The 19,287-nt window shown below is 35.0% G+C and carries 12 protein-coding genes; 9 read left to right on the forward strand and 3 right to left on the reverse strand.

Going from position 1 to position 19,287, the window contains the following annotated elements; genetic code table 11:
* Positions 1 to 119 precede the first annotated feature (119 nt).
* Entirely contained in the window at positions 120 to 1,580 is a 1,461-nt protein-coding gene (locus AD998_09285; protein KOY86310.1) for a phytoene dehydrogenase, read from the forward strand.
* Positions 1,581 to 1,631: 51 nt separating this feature from the next.
* Here AD998_09285 and AD998_09290 read toward each other — a convergent pair whose 3' ends face one another.
* Positions 1,632 to 4,232, reverse strand: a complete 2,601-nt coding sequence (locus tag AD998_09290; GenBank protein KOY86311.1) for a hypothetical protein — start codon at positions 4,230 to 4,232, stop codon at positions 1,632 to 1,634.
* Between the two features lie 309 nt (positions 4,233 to 4,541).
* On the opposite strand from AD998_09290, the gene AD998_09295 reads away from it, so the two are divergent.
* From AD998_09295 to AD998_09305, 3 genes are all read left to right on the forward strand, one after another.
* Positions 4,542 to 10,247: a hypothetical protein gene (locus AD998_09295; protein ID KOY86312.1), complete on the forward strand. Its 5,706-nt coding sequence runs from the start codon at positions 4,542 to 4,544 to the stop codon at positions 10,245 to 10,247.
* A gap of 41 nt (positions 10,248 to 10,288) precedes the next feature.
* Positions 10,289 to 12,406, forward strand: coding sequence for a hypothetical protein (locus tag AD998_09300; GenBank protein ID KOY86313.1), 2,118 nt, complete (start codon positions 10,289 to 10,291; stop codon positions 12,404 to 12,406).
* A gap of 67 nt (positions 12,407 to 12,473) precedes the next feature.
* On the forward strand, positions 12,474 to 14,264 hold the full coding sequence (locus tag AD998_09305; protein KOY86314.1) for a hypothetical protein: 1,791 nt from the start codon (positions 12,474 to 12,476) through the stop codon (positions 14,262 to 14,264).
* A 26-nt stretch (positions 14,265 to 14,290) separates the two neighbouring features.
* Here AD998_09305 and AD998_09310 read toward each other — a convergent pair whose 3' ends face one another.
* On the reverse strand, positions 14,291 to 15,421 hold the full coding sequence (locus AD998_09310) for a hypothetical protein (GenBank protein ID KOY86315.1): 1,131 nt from the start codon (positions 15,419 to 15,421) through the stop codon (positions 14,291 to 14,293).
* Between the two features lies 1 nt (position 15,422).
* Complete coding sequence (locus tag AD998_09315; GenBank protein ID KOY86316.1) at positions 15,423 to 16,028, reverse strand: hypothetical protein; 606 nt, start codon at positions 16,026 to 16,028, stop codon at positions 15,423 to 15,425.
* An 8-nt stretch (positions 16,029 to 16,036) separates the two neighbouring features.
* Between AD998_09315 and AD998_09320 the strand changes: the two genes are divergently transcribed.
* The 5 genes from AD998_09320 to AD998_09340 all read left to right on the forward strand — a co-directional run bounded on the left by AD998_09320 (position 16,037) and on the right by AD998_09340 (position 19,280).
* Positions 16,037 to 17,020 carry an acyl transferase gene (locus AD998_09320; GenBank protein ID KOY86317.1) on the forward strand — a complete coding sequence of 328 codons (984 nt, stop codon included), beginning with the start codon at positions 16,037 to 16,039 and terminating at the stop codon, positions 17,018 to 17,020.
* Between the two features lie 4 nt (positions 17,021 to 17,024).
* Positions 17,025 to 17,360 carry a hypothetical protein gene (locus tag AD998_09325; protein KOY86318.1) on the forward strand — a complete coding sequence of 112 codons (336 nt, stop codon included), beginning with the start codon at positions 17,025 to 17,027 and terminating at the stop codon, positions 17,358 to 17,360.
* A 12-nt stretch (positions 17,361 to 17,372) separates the two neighbouring features.
* Positions 17,373 to 17,750 carry a hypothetical protein gene (locus AD998_09330; GenBank protein KOY86319.1) on the forward strand — a complete coding sequence of 126 codons (378 nt, stop codon included), beginning with the start codon at positions 17,373 to 17,375 and terminating at the stop codon, positions 17,748 to 17,750.
* A gap of 116 nt (positions 17,751 to 17,866) precedes the next feature.
* Entirely contained in the window at positions 17,867 to 18,331 is a 465-nt protein-coding gene (locus tag AD998_09335) for a thiol peroxidase (protein KOY86320.1), read from the forward strand.
* Between the two features lie 52 nt (positions 18,332 to 18,383).
* Entirely contained in the window at positions 18,384 to 19,280 is an 897-nt protein-coding gene (locus AD998_09340) for an integrase (protein KOY86321.1), read from the forward strand.
* Positions 19,281 to 19,287: the final 7 nt, after the last annotated feature.

The raw sequence follows: 19,287 nt of genomic DNA on the forward strand, positions 1-19,287 counted from the left end.
TTATAATTTTTGGGCAATTTACGAAAAAATCTTTTTATAAGCTATTTTCTCCTCTAATTTTGTAACCAAAATGACTTTTAAAAGGTTCATACAAATCAGGAGCCAATTTTTATATATTCATGAAAAAAGCAGGTATCATTGGAGCAGGCATTGCTGGTATCGCAACAGCCATTAGATTAGCAAATAAAGGGTATAAAGTAGATGTTTTTGAGGCAAACTCTTATGTGGGAGGCAAACTCTCCGAAATACAATTGGGAGCGTATCGTTTTGATGCAGGACCTTCTCTATTTACCATGCCTCATCTTATAGAAGATTTATTTCAAATTTCTAAAAAGAACATTCAAGATTATTTTCAGTATTCAAAACTTGAAACCATCTGTAAATATTTTTATGAAGATGGAACAATTTTAGAAGCTCATGCAGACAAAAGAAAATTTGCTCAAGAAGTGGAGCAGAAACTAGGTGAACCCAAAGAAAAAATCCTGAAATACCTTCAAAAGAGTGCTAAAAAATATGAAATTACAGAGAGTTTGTTTCTCAAAAGGTCATTACACAAGTTAGAAACATGGCTCAATAAGGAGGCTTTTAGAGGGTATATGAATATCCATACCTTAGAAGTTTTCAAAACGATGAATGAAGCAAATAAATCTGCTTTCAAAAATCCAAAATTGGTACAATTGTTCAATCGGTTTGCAACTTACAATGGCTCTGACCCATACCAAACACCTGCAACGCTTACCATTATACCTCATTTAGAACATAATATTGGAGCTTTCTTTCCAAAAGGAGGAATGTATGCCATTACTAAAAGTTTGGCTCGTTTGGCAGAAGATTTGGGTGTAAAGTTTCATCTCAATTCTAAGGTTCAGGAAATTATTACAGAAAAAAATAAAGTAAAAGGCTTGAAAATTAACGATGCTATTTTGGACTTTGATTTGATTATCAGCAACATGGATATGGTAGCAACGTATAAATATTTATTACCTCATGCTCACCATCCTCAAAAACTACTTTCTCAGCCCAAATCAAGCTCTGCACTGATTTTTTATTGGGGTATCAAACGAGAATTTCCTGAATTAAAGGTTCATAATATCTTTTTTAGCAATCATTACGAGGAGGAATTTAAGCATATTTTTAAACATAAAACCATTTATCAAGACCCTACCATTTACGTAAATATTGGTTCAAAAGGAGAGCCTCAAGATGCTCCACAAGGTTCAGAAACATGGTTTGTTATGATAAATACACCCAACAATGAAGAACAGGATTGGGACACACTCATCACAGAAGCTCGAAAAAATATTCTTGAAAAACTTTCTAGGCTGTTAAAAACAGATATAGAATCTTTGATAGAAGTAGAAAGCATTCTTGATCCTCGAACCATCGAATCGAGAACTTCCAGTTCGCAAGGAGCTTTGTATGGAAATAGTTCCAATAATCGTTATGCAGCATTTTTAAGGCATGCCAATTTCTCCAAAGAGTTTGATAATCTGTATTTTGTAGGAGGAAGTGTACACCCTGGAGGAGGAATACCTCTTTGCCTTTCTTCAGCTGCTATTACAGCAAACCTGATTCAATAAAAAAAGAGTTAGCATACTTGCTAACTCTTTATGTGTAAACTTAATTAATCTCTATTTTTGGGCTTTCTCTATTTTATATACAATATGCTCTCTATGAGCTTTTGTTGCAGCATCACCTCCAGTGGTAGCTTTCAACATTCTTTTGATTTTATTTAACTCATACAAAGCTACAGATTGAGCTGGATACACATAAAAAGAAAGTCTATCCAAACCAGCAATAGCAAGTAATCTACCTATATACTCAATTTGTAAGTTTTGACGGAAGGTATTTACATTACCTCCTAAATCAGCTTTGAAAAGAGCATCTGTCAAATCTCCCATCATATCAGCCAATTTATAGCCATTTCCATAATGTTCTGAGTTTAAGATACGTTGCTGAGTAACAGGGCTTAATAAATGTGTGAGTATATTTCCATACATTGCCAAAACTCTTTCATTGATACGAGGATCTTCACCACGACCAAAGAAATTAAATCCACGACGTTGTTGTTGTAAGTAGTTATACAAATCTACTGGAGCTTTCATTGCATCAGGAGCAAATACTTGCTCTGTGAGTATTTTCATAGCTCTTTTTTGATCTGCTGTAGAAACAGGCGTATAAGGTTGTGTAGCCCCTTTTTGTCCTACAAAACCTCTATCTACATATACACCACCAATATAACGTGAAATGGCATTGGCAGAGTTGAATTTCTGAGCTGTTAAGGCAAAATAACGTATCAAAAGCTCATCATAAGATTGATTTTGGAAGTTTTTAAGGTGATTCTCTTTTAGTTTAGGTAATAGATTATCTACCATTTTCATTCTTTCAGAACCATAACGAATCATATCAGAAGATTGGTCATAAATCATAACTCTTGGGTCAATACCACTAAATGAGCTACGCATATCATCAGCATCATTGCCAAATGTAAGTTCGGGTTCAGTAGAACGAGCCAGAACTCTTTCTAAACGTTGTTTTTCAGCATTTGCATCAGAGAGTGTACCATAGGCAAATTCAATAGCCCAATTATCGTAAGGACCAGGTTTTGTTGTGTAATATTGACCTTGCTTTTCTCTATCTAAAGCTACATTTGGTAATGGATAATCCATTACAGAACCTTGTAAGCCTACTTTTTTAGTAATTTCTTCATTATGTATATTATCAGGGCTGTGTAATTGTGTTGCTTTCATGTTATGGTTAAGCCCCAAAGTATGTCCCATTTCATGCAATACCAAATAATAAATTTGCTCTTCTGTGTATTTTTTAATATCGTCATCTGTACCACCTAACAACTGCACAGCCGAAAGACCGAATACATTGTGTACTTGCATGTGATGCCCTAAAGAACAGAACTGATGATTTTTGTGATACTTAGCAAACTCTTGTTCTTGTTCCAAAAGATTATTGTTGAGAGCTGCTGTCTCAAAAATCTTATTGCTTCTCATAGAGTTGATAATGAAAGTATATTCTAACATAATATCAGCACCCAAAATTTGTCCTGTTCTTGGATTTACAAATGAAGGTCCGTAACCACCAAAAGGAGGTTGGGGAGAAGATGTCCAACGCAATACATTATAACGAATATCTCCAGCATCCCAAGTAGCTGTATCAGGTTGAACTTTAATTTCTACAGCATTCTTAAAACCTGCTTTTTCAAAAGATTCATTCCAAGCTAAACCTGCCTTTTTAATAGTTTCTCTAAATTCGACAGGTGTTGTTTTTTCAATCCAAAATACAATAGGTTCTACAGGTTCTGAAAGAGCAGCACTTGGGTTTTTCTTTTTAAGATTCCACTTGTGTACAAAATCTCTGAAATTTGTACTAGATTTACTTGTAAGATCTGTAACTTGTGTTGTAAAATAACCAACTCTTGGATCATCAAATGTAGAAATAAAGTCATTTTGAGGCATTTCTATCAAACTATGTTGAGACTTGATAGTAATGAAACGATTATCCACTACTGCATCACTGGTTGCACCTTGTGGAGCAGGGTTGTCATAAGTGTATTCAACTACTACATCTGTATTTTTAGGATAATTTCTGATTCCTCCATATTTGGTTTTATCTCTATTTAAATTTCCTAATCTAAAACCTTGATAAGTAGGAGGGTAGTTTGGTTTAATGGGAGAAACATCTTCACCTAAAAACACCTTATCAGCCTTGATAAGAATTTCACCTTTTTCTTTATCTTCTACTTCTATTTTTTCTGAAAGCATGATAGCATTTCCAATATTGGCATCAGCAGCTTTTGATAGGGCATTGTTGGGGTCAAAATAAAAGCTTGTGTTTATATTGATAAATTCTATTCTATCATAATATCGTTTAATGGTAAATACTTTGTTATCTCTAAAATTTCCACGATAATTTCCTCCTTCCAGTACTCCATCAGTAGTAAAACTAAAATAGATAAATTCTTTACCTATTTGTTCTTTTTTGATAAGCATATACACAGAACCATCTTTTTCATCTTGATATAAATTGAAAAGCCCATTAGATGCTTTACACTTCCCTATAACAGAAGCTATTGTTTTAGGTGGTGGAGATTGCTGAGTCTGAGTAGTTACTTGGGCATCTTTGCCCTTCTTTTTCTTGTCTTTTTTTTGGGCTGTGGCACCAAGCGATATAAAAAAGCATGCCACTAAAAGCCATGAAAATGTGTATTTAATTTTCATAAGAGAATATGGGTTTTATTAATTTTACTAATGAACGTTTAGAGATACAATTATGGTATTTTTTTTGTATAAATTTTATAAAAAAATATGTATTGCTATAAAATCATGTAACCAATCATGAATTATAGACGTAAAGAGCTTAAAAAATGACCACATTTTTTTTTAACGAAAAAAAAATGGTTACCTTTAATACAATTTTCAGAATATACATGAAAAAATCTCTTGAATCTTTATATTCTACAATAAAATAACCTCAAACTTGTTATGTGTTATAATTATTACTTAAAGAGAATCATAAAAGCGAAACTTATGAGAATTACGAATTACCAAAGTAAAACAACACCCCAAAAATCTCCATTTGGGACTTTACTCAAAGTGTTGGTAGTATTACTAGCTTCTTTTTCATTTGATAAAGCATGGGGGCAACTGAGTATTACAGCCAAGGATACTCCATTTACTATTGACTTTACCACAACTCTAGGAGGGGTAAATAACGGTACATTCAATGGAAATGCTAACCTAGCTGTTGCTGCTCCTGGTGCAGGACAGCTTAATTCTAATGGTTGGCATTTTGTAGATGATGGAGCTGCTTCTGGTTCTGCCGTTGTTTTTGGCGGAACACCTACTGCTTTGGGTAAAGGAACGATAATTGGTGCTGCTACCAATGATGGTGCAGGACAAGGTTGGTATGCTCAAAATGTGGGGGGGACTGGTAATATAGCCCTTTATTGGCAACCTCAAGGAGCTTTTGCTACTTCTGGTATGGTAACATTACAAGTTACAAATAATACTGGTTCTACAGTTAGCAATTTAGATTTATCTTATAGAATTAGAGAAATCAATAATAGAGATGGTACCAATGGTATTAAGTTATTTACATCTACGGATAATGTAACTTATACAGCTGTTACATCATTAGATTATACATCTATTAATGCAGAGCCTGCAGCTACCATCAATATTACAGGTATTACAAGAGGAGCAACTACTGTCATTACACATGCATCTGGAGCAAATTCTGGTATAGCAGTGAATGATATAATATTCTTCAATAATTCAGTTGGAGGAACAACACAATTGCGTAGAATGTCAGGAGTTGTACTTGCTACAACTGCTACTACAACTACTGTTGCAATTAACTCTGCAGCATTTGGTAATTTTACATCAGGAGGACAATTTGTAGAAGTAAATACATTAGAAACTGTTCGTAGAACAACTGTATCACCTGGTGGAGGTATTCCTAATGGTGGTAGTGTGTTTATTCGTTGGTTTTTAGATGGAACAGGACAAGATGAACTTTCTATTGATGATATATCTTTTGTAGCAGATGCTGAAGGCTTGGTACTCACCAACCCCAATGTCTCAACTGTAATTGATTTTGACAATACATTAACGAATGTAAATAATTCATTATTTACAGCTCCTGCAACATTGTCTGTGGTAACACCTGCCGCAGGGCAACTTAACAGAGCAACATGGAGTTTTACCAATGATGGAGCAGGTACAGAAACACAATTTTCTTCTGCATTTGGTGTAGATGGTACAGCTGGACAAGGTATTTCGGCTGGTACTGTTGCAACAGATGGATGGTATGCTTTTAATGTTCCAGATGTAAATTCTCTTTCAGGGGCAACTTCAAGGGCACTGGGTTGGCAGTCCAATACAGGTTTTGCTACCAATGGAGCTGTTACACTTAAAGTAACCAATAATACAGGAACTACTATACAAGATTTTAGAATTAGTTATAATGTATGGGAACTCAATAATACGGCTGTTTCAAATAGAGTCAGAGTTCTTGTTTCAACTACCAACAATGGTGCGGCAGGTAGTTATATATTGGTACCAGGTAGTACTCATAACAGTGTGGCAGCAGCAGCAGGTGCACCTGCATGGGTAGGGTCTTTATATAACTTAACAGCACGCAGTGCCATAGGAGCATTGAGCATACCTAATGGAGGTTCTTTGTTTCTTAGATTTTATTTAGACAATAATGGTACAAACGCTGAAGGGGATGAAATGGCAATTGATGATATTAGCATCATTGCATCAGTTGCACCTCTTACAAGTATCAATCTAAACCGAGGCATACTTTGGGCTTATGATGGTTTTGACTATTATGAAACATTAGGCCAAGTTGGTGATATTGATAATGATGGTGTAAATGACCCAACAGGTTTTAAAGGAATATTAACAAGATTCAGTAATTTTGGTGTAGCACCTATTGACTTACATGGTGTAACAACAAACTCTACTGATAATAGATATACTAATAGAAACGGATTTTCTACATTAGGTTGGGCAGGAGATTGGTTGGCAACAGCTAACCCTAATACACTTGTTAGTAATGTGCAAGTTACTCCAGGGCAAGATGCTGGAATAGTTGGTGTTGTGAATGTAAAGCCAACCATTCCCATTACAAGTGCTTCTGAGCAACGAAGTTTAGTAAACTCTGGTATGTATGTAGAGGGTGGGAATGGACAAGTAACAGGTAGAAGAATTCAAACCAGTACAGGTGGATATGCCTTCCAATATACAGCTACAAGTACTACAAACTTCCAACCTTGTACAAGTTTATCAGGTGATTGCCCATCTATTAGTCCTATTAGACATAATACAGATGTACGAGCTGTTACGCATATTGCGACAGCAGCAAATCAATTGGCAGGTGATAACTTAAAATGGACTCATACTAATAATACAAGATTGGGTGCTGAAGGCTCTACAGTTTGGGTAGGCGTAATGCTTAGAAAGAACTTCAATAATAATGATCCTATATTTATTTCTTTGCATAGAAATGGTAATGTATTTACTCCAGGAACAGGTACTAATGAAGTCCAAATTGGATATTTTGGAGGAACAAATGCTGACGGTACAGATGCTGATGGTTTTAGACATTGGGGTGTAAGAGTAGGAGGTGTATTGACAAAAGGAACAAGTGTAAACAGCCGTATTACTACTGCTCAAATGATTAACGCTGGTTTAACAGGGCAACCACAACCTACTACACCTGAAGAGAGAGTGTTCGATTTATTGGTAGCTCGTATTGATTTTGCTGAAGGAACAGCTGCTTCTGTTGTAGATGCGGCAGGCTTAACAACTCCTGATAACTCTTATGCATCAAACCACAGAGTACGCTTGTATATAATTAGAGATATAGCAAGAGATAATGCAAGCCCTAATGTAGATTCTTACCCATTGGTTGCAAACCCTGCGGGTTATTCGGCAGACCAAGGTAAAATATTGGATGATTTAGGAGATGATATTACTGATACTGATGGAGCTGGTGGAGATGACTTTGTACAGCATGTAGAAGTAGATGTAACAGTACCTGCAGCAACAGATATTTCATTTCACTCTATGGCATACTCTCCAGGAGCAAATGCAGATGCGAGTGCTATGGATGAATTCCGTTTAGGAGGTAGTTTTAGCCAAGCAGCTTTAAATTCTCCTGTAATCAGTTTAGTACGTGGTTTGTGTAGTGCCAATGGAGGTACCATAGGCTTGCAATCTTACCAAGGTGGTAATTTTGGTGAAGCACAGTGTTTAGATGCAAACGGTAATCCTGTGGCTTGTGCAGGTGGAACTGTAACACAAGCTACTTCTACTACTACAGGTACACAAGAAATTTATGATGCAGCTATTAATGATATTTGGGGCAGTGCAACTCCCAATAGTACTCTTTTTAATACCTACAATGGTATTCATCCTTCTTATCCTAATGATGCTGTTGCAAACCATGTAGTAAGAGCTGGTGGAGGAACATTATTATTTAATGGAGGACCTACTTATAGAAATATCAGTGGTGGAGTTTATAATTATCAATTAAATATTGGTTCAGGACCTAATGATAATAACTACCTCATTGGTACTCAATCAAGACATAGTTTTGGACCTGCTTGGGTAGGTTTTTATGATAATAGCCCTAATAGAAATGGATATTTGATGAGTATCAATGCTGCTTATGCTCGTGGCAAATTCTTTGACCAAACAATTTCTGGACTTTGTGCAGATACTCAATATGAATTTTCTGTAGATATTATCAATGTGTTGAGAGATACAAGAGTAATTACAAATGAAAGTCCTTATGTTCCTTTAGCTTTCGGGTTTGGAAATTATGGAGGCTCAGTTTTTGTTGCAACAGATACTTGTGACCCTTCTGTTGAGCCTGGTTGTGCACAGTTTAGTCGCCCTGGTAGTACAGGTAGTACCATTGGTTTGGGTTCTGTAACTCGTGGTGGTACAGGTGCTGCTGGTACAACTTCTGGAGGTGGAGGTAATAACAGAGCATACTCTTTAAATCCTGAAATAGATTTTGCTTTGAATGAAAGCCCAATTTATACAGTACCAGTTTCTATCCCTAATGATAAAACATGGCATAGAGTAGGTCTTACTTTTGTAACCAAAGCAAATCTTTCTCAAGCTTTGAACTTATCTATGAGAAACTTAGCTCCTGGTGGTATGGGTAATGACTTAGCTATAGACAATGTAAGTTTCCGTCCTTGTGGTTCTTACTCTCGCTTGATAGATGAAACAACAGTTTGTGCAAATGCTGGTGGACCAACAGATGGTAGAATCCAAACAATTATTGGAAAAGCAGGAAATAGCTATAGCAACTCGAAAGTAAGATTCCAGAAATGGACTCCTTTCCCTTATCCAATCGGTCTTTTAATTACAAACGTAACAAATACAGGGGCACCTACTATTATTACAGTTGCTAATGGTGGTGGAGCAAACGATTTTGCTGGAACTTATCGTGTACCTGTGGGTGCTGAAGTTGCCTTATTCGATTTGACAGGTCTTCCAATTAATAACACTACAGCAATTGTTACAGCTAAAACAGCTAATACCATTACTATTGGAAGTACTAATGCAGTAGCTTATCCTGGTAATACAGGTGTATTACAGGTAACAGCTTTACCTGATGCACTGATTACAAGTATTTCACAAACAAACCCAGTAGTAGTAACATTAAGTGGTACAACAGGTGATGATATAGCTTTGAATACATTTGTAAGTTTCTCTGGAGTTACAGGTATGACCCAAATCAATGGGTTAGCAGGAAGAGTTACTTCTAAAACGTCTAATACAATTACCATAGGTTCAATCAATGCTTCTGCTTTTTCTGCTTATACAGGCTCTACAACAGAAAGAATAGCAATCTCTCATCCTAGTGATGATATAGATGGTGATGCAATAGCAGATGAAACAGAGTGGATAGATATGGATTTTAACCCTTATGATGGTAAAAATTATACAGTAGTGGATGTAATCACGACACCAACAGAGTATCAAACAGATTTAATTCCTATTACACCTGTGGCTTTACCAAGAACCATTACACAATACAATGTATTTTATTCTAATGGTACAAACTTCAGGTCTATGTTTGCAGGTAATGAGGCTAACTTGTTAGATGATTCTGGTAAGTGTAGATTTATCATCCCTGGTTTCCAAACCAATTGTAGTATCTTACCAGCAACAGGAGGAAGATTAAGAGCTAAAAACACAAATGATGGAATTCAATTGAATTGGAATGCTTTTCAAGAAAATGCTGATGTAAAATATGTTTTAGAGCGTTCTTATGATGCTAAAAACTATGTAGCCATTGCTGATTACACAGCTCTTAATAAAGATGAGTATAAGCATTTAGATGGAGCACCATTTGTGGGTAAAAACTATTACAGAATCAAGATTGTAGAAAGTAAAGGAAGTTTCTATTATACCAATGTTGCTACTGCTGATTGGGGTAATAAAAATGCTTTGAGTATATATCCTAACCCTGCAAATGATAAAGTAAATGTTACATTCTCAACTGATTTTGCTCAAGACCAAGCAGTAACGGTAAGAGTCTTGAACATGATGGGTAGCCAAGTAAAAAATAAAAACTATACTTTGGCAGGTGGAGAAAGAAATTTAGAAATTAATACACAAGATTTACCTGAAGGACTTTATTTATTAGAAATCAAGATTGGAGATATAGATAAAATAGTTCATAAGATGGTAATTAAACGCTAAGAATTATGAAAAGGATTTTTTGTCTGATAGTTTTTGGTATGATGTTGGCAATAAATGTTACAGGTCAGTCTGTAACATTTACTCCCTCCAGTATTACAACCCCTAACGTTGGGCTGGGACTATTGCAATATGAAATAAATACTACAAATGTACCCATAGTGCCTAATATTAGGATTAACTTATCAGGATTTAGTTGTACCCCACTTACCTATGATTGGCAAACAGTGGCCTATACTCCTGTTTTTACTGGAACAACAAATCCTCAATTTAGACATCCTATATTTGCAGCCCCTGTTGCAGACCCTCCACCAAATTCAACTGCGGCAGCTAACAGAGCTCAATACAGAATATTTGGCCCAGGTATTTATACACTCAGACTTTGTGTATCAGCATGTGGTGGAACCCAAACAGCTTGTGGTGAAGTTCAAATTGTGGCTCAACCCTTAGCCAATGTAAATCCATTGGTATCATTTGAAGATATTAATGAACTGACATTACCAGTTGGAGGAAGTGAACAATTGGATGTAACAGTAGAAGATATTACAGACCAACATAGTTTTACATGGTCTCAGGCGGGAACAAATCCTATGGCTTTGACTTTGCCCAATGGAGGAAGTGCTATTAATGTTACAAGAGGTTCATCACCAACATTATCACAATTAAACCTTTCAGCTATCAATAAACCTGGGAATTACTGTTTTACTGTTGATGCAGCAGATGAAAGGAGTGGAACAGGAACAGCCACAGAATGTTTCTTGGTCAAACCAAATACTAGTACTTTGGCTATTAATATCACACAGCCAGGAGGTCCACCTGACCCCAGTGTGTTGTTTACCCCTGTAAACAATGTACCTTTGAATGCTGAGATTACAGGAATAAATACCTTTAATGATAGGATACTTTATACATGGTCACAGATAGCAGGACCTACCACTATTACTTTACCAACTCCAGCATACACAGCCAATATAGCAAGTATTCCAGTAGCAAGTACTACATTTACAGTTCCAGCCTTGAATTTGAATGCTTTGGCTTATGGGACATACACTTTGAGACTGAGGGCAGAAGATGAGTATTACCCAGGAACTTTTGTAGAACAAGATATTACTTTTACTGTCAAACCTCCTGAAAGTAACTTGGATGTAACAGTAACACCTTCTGCAGTGACAACCATAGACCCTTATAGCGATTTTGCAATTAGTGGTAAAGTAACAGGAATAAATGTTGGGAGTGATGTGATACGTACTTATTGGAGACAAGATGCTACCAACCCTGAACAATTAAGTGCTGCACCTTTTAACTTAACTGCTGCAAGCCCTAAGTCTATCCCTTTGGGTACAACTGAGGAAAACTCGAATGGAACACTTGTAAAAAAGATAAGAGAAGGTAGATATATATTTTGGTACGTGGCAAGAGATAGCTTCTATAATACAGCCGATTCTGCTAAAGTAGAAATATTGGTAGAACCAGGGAAAAGTACGTTTTCTGTTAGTATTGATCCAAATCAGGAAACATCCTTGACCTCTGTAGAGGTTAGAAGTATATTTATAAATCTGAATAAAGAAGAAATAGGCTCTTTTGAAATAAAAGGCACTGTAACAGGTATTAGTGATAAAACTGATTATGTTGTAACTTATTGGCGTTCTGAGTATGTACCAGAAGCAGAAGCTACCAATACAAATCAGCCAACATTACCTAATACTATCAGTAATCCCAAAAACATACCATTAGGAACAACTTCAGATAATGGTACAGTAACTCTTACACCAAGCAATGCAGGAATAGGAGTACATACATTCTGGTTTGTAGCTCGTGATACTTTTTATGGTACTGCCGATTCTGTTTCTGTTAAAGTTAATATCGGAAGATTGGTTGAAATAATACCCTCAGTAGCATTCTCGCCCAATGGAGATGGACAAAATGATATTTGGAGAGTAAGTAATATAGAAGGCTTCCCTGAGGTGGGTGTAAAAATTGTAAATGAAAGAGGAGAAATAGTTTTTGAAACAGATTCGGTTGCTCAGCTTCCTGATAAAGGTTGGGATGGAAGAAGAAAAGATGGAAGATTTGCAAGTGAAGGAGCTTACTATTACGAGTTTTTCAATACACGAGAGCAAAACAAAAAACTCAATGTAGGTAGTTTTGTCATTGTTCGGTAAGATTTTAAATACAACGAAAAGCCAAAGGAAACTTTGGCTTTTTTAACAATATAAACTTGAAAACATTATGCAACGAGTACTTTATCTTATTTTATGTGTTTTGGGGATAAATACGCATTTATCTGCTCAATCGGTTTCTTTTACTCCTACTACACTTGTAACAGAGAATGTTGGATTGGGGTTATTAATGTATGAAATTAATACTACTGATATACCAGTAGTTCCCAATATAAAAGCAAATGTATCAGGGTTTAGTTGTAGTGAACTAACTTATGATTGGGAAACAGTTGATTATATTCCATCGTTTATTGGAACAACATTTCCTCAATTTAGATCACCTATATTTACTGCCTTTACTGTTAATCCAGCACCAAACTCAACGGATGCTGCTAAGAGAGCTCAATACAGAATATTAGGACCTGGGCTTTATACAATTAGATTATGTGTATCAGCTTGTAATGGAACAGAAATAGCTTGTAATGAGGTAAAAATCATAGCAAGACCTTTGACTAATACATTGCCTAAAATTACATTTGAAACTATCTCAGAATTAGTTTTACCTATAAATGCTACGGAACAATTTGATGTAAAAGTAGAGGATTGTACAGACCAACATAACTTTTCTTGGTCACAATCTGCCTCAAATCCTGTGGCTCTAAGCCTTCCTAATGGAGGAAATACTATTAATGTATCAAGAGGCTCTGATACAACCTTGTCACAATTAAATCTTTCAGGAATTAATAAACCTGGGAATTATTGTTATACAGTTACAGCCATCGATGAAAGAGGAGGGGATAGCACCCAAACAAAATGTTTTTTGGTAAAACCAAACACCAGTAATTTAGGAATAACGATTAATACACCTGACCCTAATTTACTTGTTTCGCCTGTGAATAATGTACCCTTAAATGCTCAAATTACAGGAATAAACTTGTATAACGATAAAATCCGATATACATGGACACAAGTAGCAGGACCTTCACAAATTAGCTTACCTAATTCTAGTTATACAGCAAATATCAATGATATACCTGTAACAAGCAGTACATTCAATGTTCCTGTTTTGAATCTAAATAACTTATTATCGGGGACTTACACTTTGAAACTAAGAGTTGAAGACGAATATTATTCAGGAACTTTTATAGAACAAAATGTAACATTTTTTGTAAAACCTGCTGAAAGCAATTTGGTGGTTTCTACTAATCCAACTCAAGAAACAACACTCTTTAAAGTGCCTAATCAAGGGTTTTTGTTTGCTGGAAGTCAAAGTCCTGATGCCAATACTCCTTTTGTTGTGAAAGGTACAGTTTCTGGTATTCATCCACAGTCTGGGGCAATTACAACTTATTGGCGTTTAGAACCAGAACAAGTAGATGAAACTGACTCTGATAATATTATATTCCCTATTTTTACAAACTTTAATTTTAAAAACTTACCCATAGGAGCAACTACAAACACAGATGAACTAGCTTTTAAATATGATGAAATAAAAGTAGGGACGTATAAATTCAGATATTTGGCAAAAGATAATTTTTATGGAACAGAAGTTTCTACTTTTGTAAGAATATATATTGAAAAATTGATACTAAGAGGAGATCTGATAGAAGCCAACCCAAACCCTGCAAATAAAGAAATCAGTTTGGTTTTTGTAAGAGATGAAGACACCAATAAAGAAATTAGTATAGAAATATCAGATATGATGGGAAAAGTGGTGTTTATACAAAAGCATCAAATGAGCTTTGGAGAAAGAAAATTGATATTAGATACACAAAAAATTCCAAACGGTTTTTATGTTTTAAAAGTAAGAAATAATTTTGGAGATGAAATTAACAAAAGAATCATTATAGAACACGAATAAAAGAGAGCCTTTGCTCTCTTTTTATTTTAATAAGACTTTCCGTGAGTAAGTTTAATTAATGACTGTATCACAAAAGGCAGATGTTTGAGTGTCCCGATAGCCATATTGCTGGTGGTTGTACCTCCAAAAAGATTATTTTGTAAGAATCTGCCTATTTTCATTCGGAGAGCAAAAGTGTTGTTCCAATCCTTTTGATAGGCTTGTTCCATTGTATTTCTATTGAAAGAGCCATTAAGAAAATTTAAAATGTATTTGTGTAAAATATGTGATGCTTGCATAGCCATGGTCATGCCGTTGCCACAAAGAGGCGTTATCATGCCTGCCGAATCGCCAAGCATGAGCATATGATTTTCAATGATGGGTTTTGAGGCAAAACTAATCTGTGAGATAGTAAGAGGCTTTTCGTACACAAACTGAGCTTCTGAGAAATATTTTTTAAGAAATGGATTTTGAAAAATGATGTTTTTCTCCATTTCGGCAATAGAACTGTTATTTCTTGTAAGATTCTGACTTTCTGAAAGATAACACAAGCAATATTTATCTCCTTCAATTTTAGAAATACCACAATAACCACCTGAAAAATTATGAAGTTCAATGACGTCATCAGGAAAATCGAGGCGTATGTGATATTTAACGCCTATAAACTGTTTAGAAGCATTTTTGGTTTCTTTTGCAAAATCTCGGTTTAAGAAAATATCCAAGTTGGAACGTTTGCCAAAAGCTCCACAAACAAGTTTAAATATATGTTCTTGTGTAGAAGTTTTAAGTATAAAAATATCCTCTTTTTCTTGAAAAGAAATATTTTCTACATTTTCATAAATAATTTTTACACCAGATTTGAGGGCTAATTCTGCCAAGAGATTATCCAATGTGTATCTGCTTATCCCAAAACCACCTGTTTTCATGGGTTGCTCTAAAAAAGAACCGTTGGGGGCAGATACTCGTAGCTTTTTGATAAGAGGTAACTCTAAAGATTGTAGAGAAAGCCCTAAACGTTCTAAAAAGTCCCAAGACTCAATAGCGATGTACTCTCCACAAACTCTATGAAAGGGATATTGTTTTTTCTCAAATAAAATGGTTTCTATACCTTTTTGGGCAAGCTGGATGGCTAAAGTAAGCCCTGCAAGCCCACCACCTACAATACCAACAGGTTGCATATTAAGGATTCACAAATATTGCTGAAGTCATTATAGTATTGCTTTTATTTAAAGCTTTATCATAAATAAAAACTTCAAATTTTATACTGTCTTTTTTATTTAATTTAGTAGGGTCAGGAATGTTGGAATCATTGTATAAATCACTGATTGTTGGTGGTTCATAGAAAAGCTCCCCTTCAATAGGACTGGGACGAGCATTTTCTAATAATGGAGGAACACGCCCATGTATGTTCGCTTCAATATTGTTGTTAGGAGGAGATAAGAACATTGTAAAACGTTCATATTCTCCTGAAAATTTATTTCTTCTATAAATGGTACAATAATAATTGTAATAAAATGGATTTCTACTTTTATCAGGCAAGAAAGGAGCAAAATTACCAGTTGTATCGCTTGTTGTAAGCCCAATATCTCCATTTCCATCTCTAAATTTAATACCTATTATTACAGAATCACCAGGTAATCCAGAATTTGGGTCAATAAAACTTTTCTTGACAATAGAACTAAAACTAATAGAAGGTTGAGAAGGAAATTCGGGTTTGATAATACACGAAGAAAACCCTAATATTGTAAAAATGGTTATCAAAGAATATAAAAATAGTTTTCTCATATTATTGTATGCAATTAGAAGATTTTAAAGAACACATTTTGAATATCAAACCCGAAGATTTTGAAGTTTTGGCTCTTGAAATTTTTCAGTTTCAACTCCATTATAACACAATTTATGCCCAGTTTGTTAAAAATTTGGGTGTAAATATCTCAAATATAAAAAAGTTAGAGCAAATTCCATGCTTGCCTATCGAATTCTTTAAATTTTATTCTGTTCGTTCTATCCAAGAGCCACATCAAGTCATTTTTGAGAGTAGTGGAACCACACAAATCTCTAAAAGCAAACATTATCTAACAGATACCAATTTTTATACTCAAAACAGTATTAGGCTTTTTGAACAGACTTATGGAAGTCTTGAAAACTATCATATTTTAGCTTTGTTACCCTCTTATTTGGAGCAGGGGGCTTCTTCATTGGTTTTTATGATAGAATGCTTTATAGAAGCCAGTAAATCGGAATATGCAGGGTTTTATTTGTACGATTATGAAAAGCTTTTTAAAACCATTGAAACAATTAGAAAGCAAAATAACAGAAAAATATTGCTTGTGGGTGTTACTTTTGCCCTTTTAGATTTGGCAGAAAATAGCCATATTGACCTTTCAGATGTGATTTTGATGGAAACGGGAGGCATGAAGGGGCGTAGAAAAGAAATGATACGTGAAGAAATCCATGAGATTTTGCAAAATAAACTACAAGTAAAGGCTGTTCATTCGGAGTATGGTATGACGGAATTAATTTCACAGGCATATTCGAAGGGGCAAGGTATTTTTGAAATGCCTGCAACTATGCGAATCTTGCTTAGAGAAGTTAATGATCCTCTGACTTACACACAAAAACGAGGTGTTATCAATGTGATAGATTTGGCTAATATTGAAACCTGTGCTTTTATTGCGACTCAAGATTTAGGAACAATTTTAGAAAATAATCAGTTTATGGTTTTAGGACGTTCTGACAATACAGAACAACGAGGTTGCAATCTGATGATACAATAAAAACATGGCGATAATTCTTGATATTAAAAATTTAAACCAAAAAACTATTTTACTTTCCGAAAAAAAAACTATTTTGCATTCACTTGCTGAAAATAATATTGATTGGATGCAAGCCTGTGGTGCAAAAGGGAGATGCACTACTTGTAAAATGATAATTTTGGAAGGAGAGGAGTATTTAAACTCTCTTACAGAAGCAGAAAATAAGTTTCTGGCTCAAGAACGCCTAAAGCCTCATGAAAGACTTGCTTGCCAAGCAATGCCCTTAGAAAATGAAAAAGCTACAATTAGCGTGAAAGTGCCCAAAATATATCAATTACCCCATATTGAATACCAAGACTAAAAAACAAAACTTATGGAAAGTTTAGTAATCGAAAAAACCAATAGAACCCCTAAAGTGAATTTTGACACCCTCACAGGCGTTTTTGAAATGGCTGGCAGATCAATTCCTGAAAATGCACCAGCTTTTTATAATCCTATTTTAGACTGGCTAGAACAATGTAAACAAAAAAGTAATATCAGTTCTATTCAGGCTGTTTTCAAATTAGAATACTTTAATACAGCTTCATCAAAGCTAATTTTAGATGTATTCAAAAAATTAGAAACCTTCAAAGAAAAAGGCAAATTGGTATCTGTACAATGGTATTACGACCCCAAAGATGAAGATATGCAAGATGCAGGAAAAGACTTCAAAGATATTATCGCATTGCCTTTTGAACTATTCCAAATGTAGTTTTTGAGAGAATAAATTTCAGACGTGAGATATTAGATTAAAATATGCTCCCACATTTCAAAACTGTGGGAGTTGTTTTTTGTTATCACTACAAAACAATTTTAACATAAAGACTTATGATACAAAAAGGTGAAAAAGCTCCTTTATTTGAAGGTAAAGATGAAAATGGCAATACCATCAAACTCAAAGATTTTTTAGGTAAAAAGAAAAAAACAGTCCTTTATTTTTATCCAAAAGATGATACTTCTGGCTGTACGGCTCAGGCTTGTAATTTGAGAGATAATTATGAAGCTCTTTTGGAAAAAGGTTATCAGATTATAGGGGTGAGTGTAGATGATGAGAAATCGCATCAGAAATTTATTAAAAAATATGAATTGCCTTTCCCACTTGTCGCTGATACTGACCATACTATTGTGGAAGCTTATGGCGTTTGGAAAGAAAAAAGCATGTATGGTAGAAAATATATGGGAACTGTAAGAGTTACATTTGTGATTGATAGTAAGGGAGTTGTAGAAGAAGTGATAGACAAAGTAAAAACAGCAGACCATACCACTCAGATTTTAGAAGGGAGTACGAAGTAGTTAGACAGAAGGTTTTAGATACTAATAATTATCCATTGTTCACCAAAAAGGCATGAATTGGCAGATTTATACAGAGCAGTTTAAAAACTATTTGAAACTTGAAAGAGGTTTTGCAGAAAACTCTTTAGATGCGTATTTGCGTGATGTAGTAAAATTCAGAGAGTATGCTCAAAGTCAGGAATGGACAAGTCCAGAGAAAATAACACATCATCAAATTCAAGATTTTTTGGTGTATCTCAATGAATTGGGTATTGCAGAGGCTTCACAGGCTCGTGTACTTTCAGGAATCAAGGCTTTTTATAAATTCTTGTTTTTAGAAAATGTCATGCAACAAGATCCTTCCTATTTAATTGAAGCCCCAAAATTGGCTCGTAAACTACCTGATACACTTTCGTATGAAGAAATAGAAAAACTACTTGCTGCTATAGATTTATCAACGCCTGAAGGTACAAGAAATAGAGCCATTTTAGAGGTTTTGTATAGTTGTGGGCTTCGTGTGTCAGAACTGACAGAATTGACACTTTCACAACTTTATTTTGATATAGGTTTTTTGAAAGTAATAGGAAAAGGTAATAAAGAACGTTTTGTACCCATTGGTAAAGATGCCATTAAATACACCAAAATGTATTTGGAACATATCAGAAACCATCTAGATATACCCAAAGGCTACGAAAATTATGTATTCTTAAATAGAAGAGGTAAAAACCTTTCAAGAGTTTTTATATTTATGATTATCAAGGAATTAGCCCAGAAAATCTCTTTGAACAAAACTATCAGTCCACATACTTTTAGACATAGTTTTGCTACACATTTGTTGGAGGGTGGGGCAGATTTGAGAGCTATTCAGGAAATGCTTGGACACGAGTCTATTACGACCACAGAAATTTATACTCATTTGGATAAAGACTACTTGCGTCAGACTATTCAGCAGTTTCATCCAAGAAGTTAAAAAAATA

The organism is bacterium 336/3, from assembly GCA_001281695.1.
Taxonomy (GTDB): Bacteria; Bacteroidota; Bacteroidia; order Cytophagales; family Thermonemataceae; genus Raineya.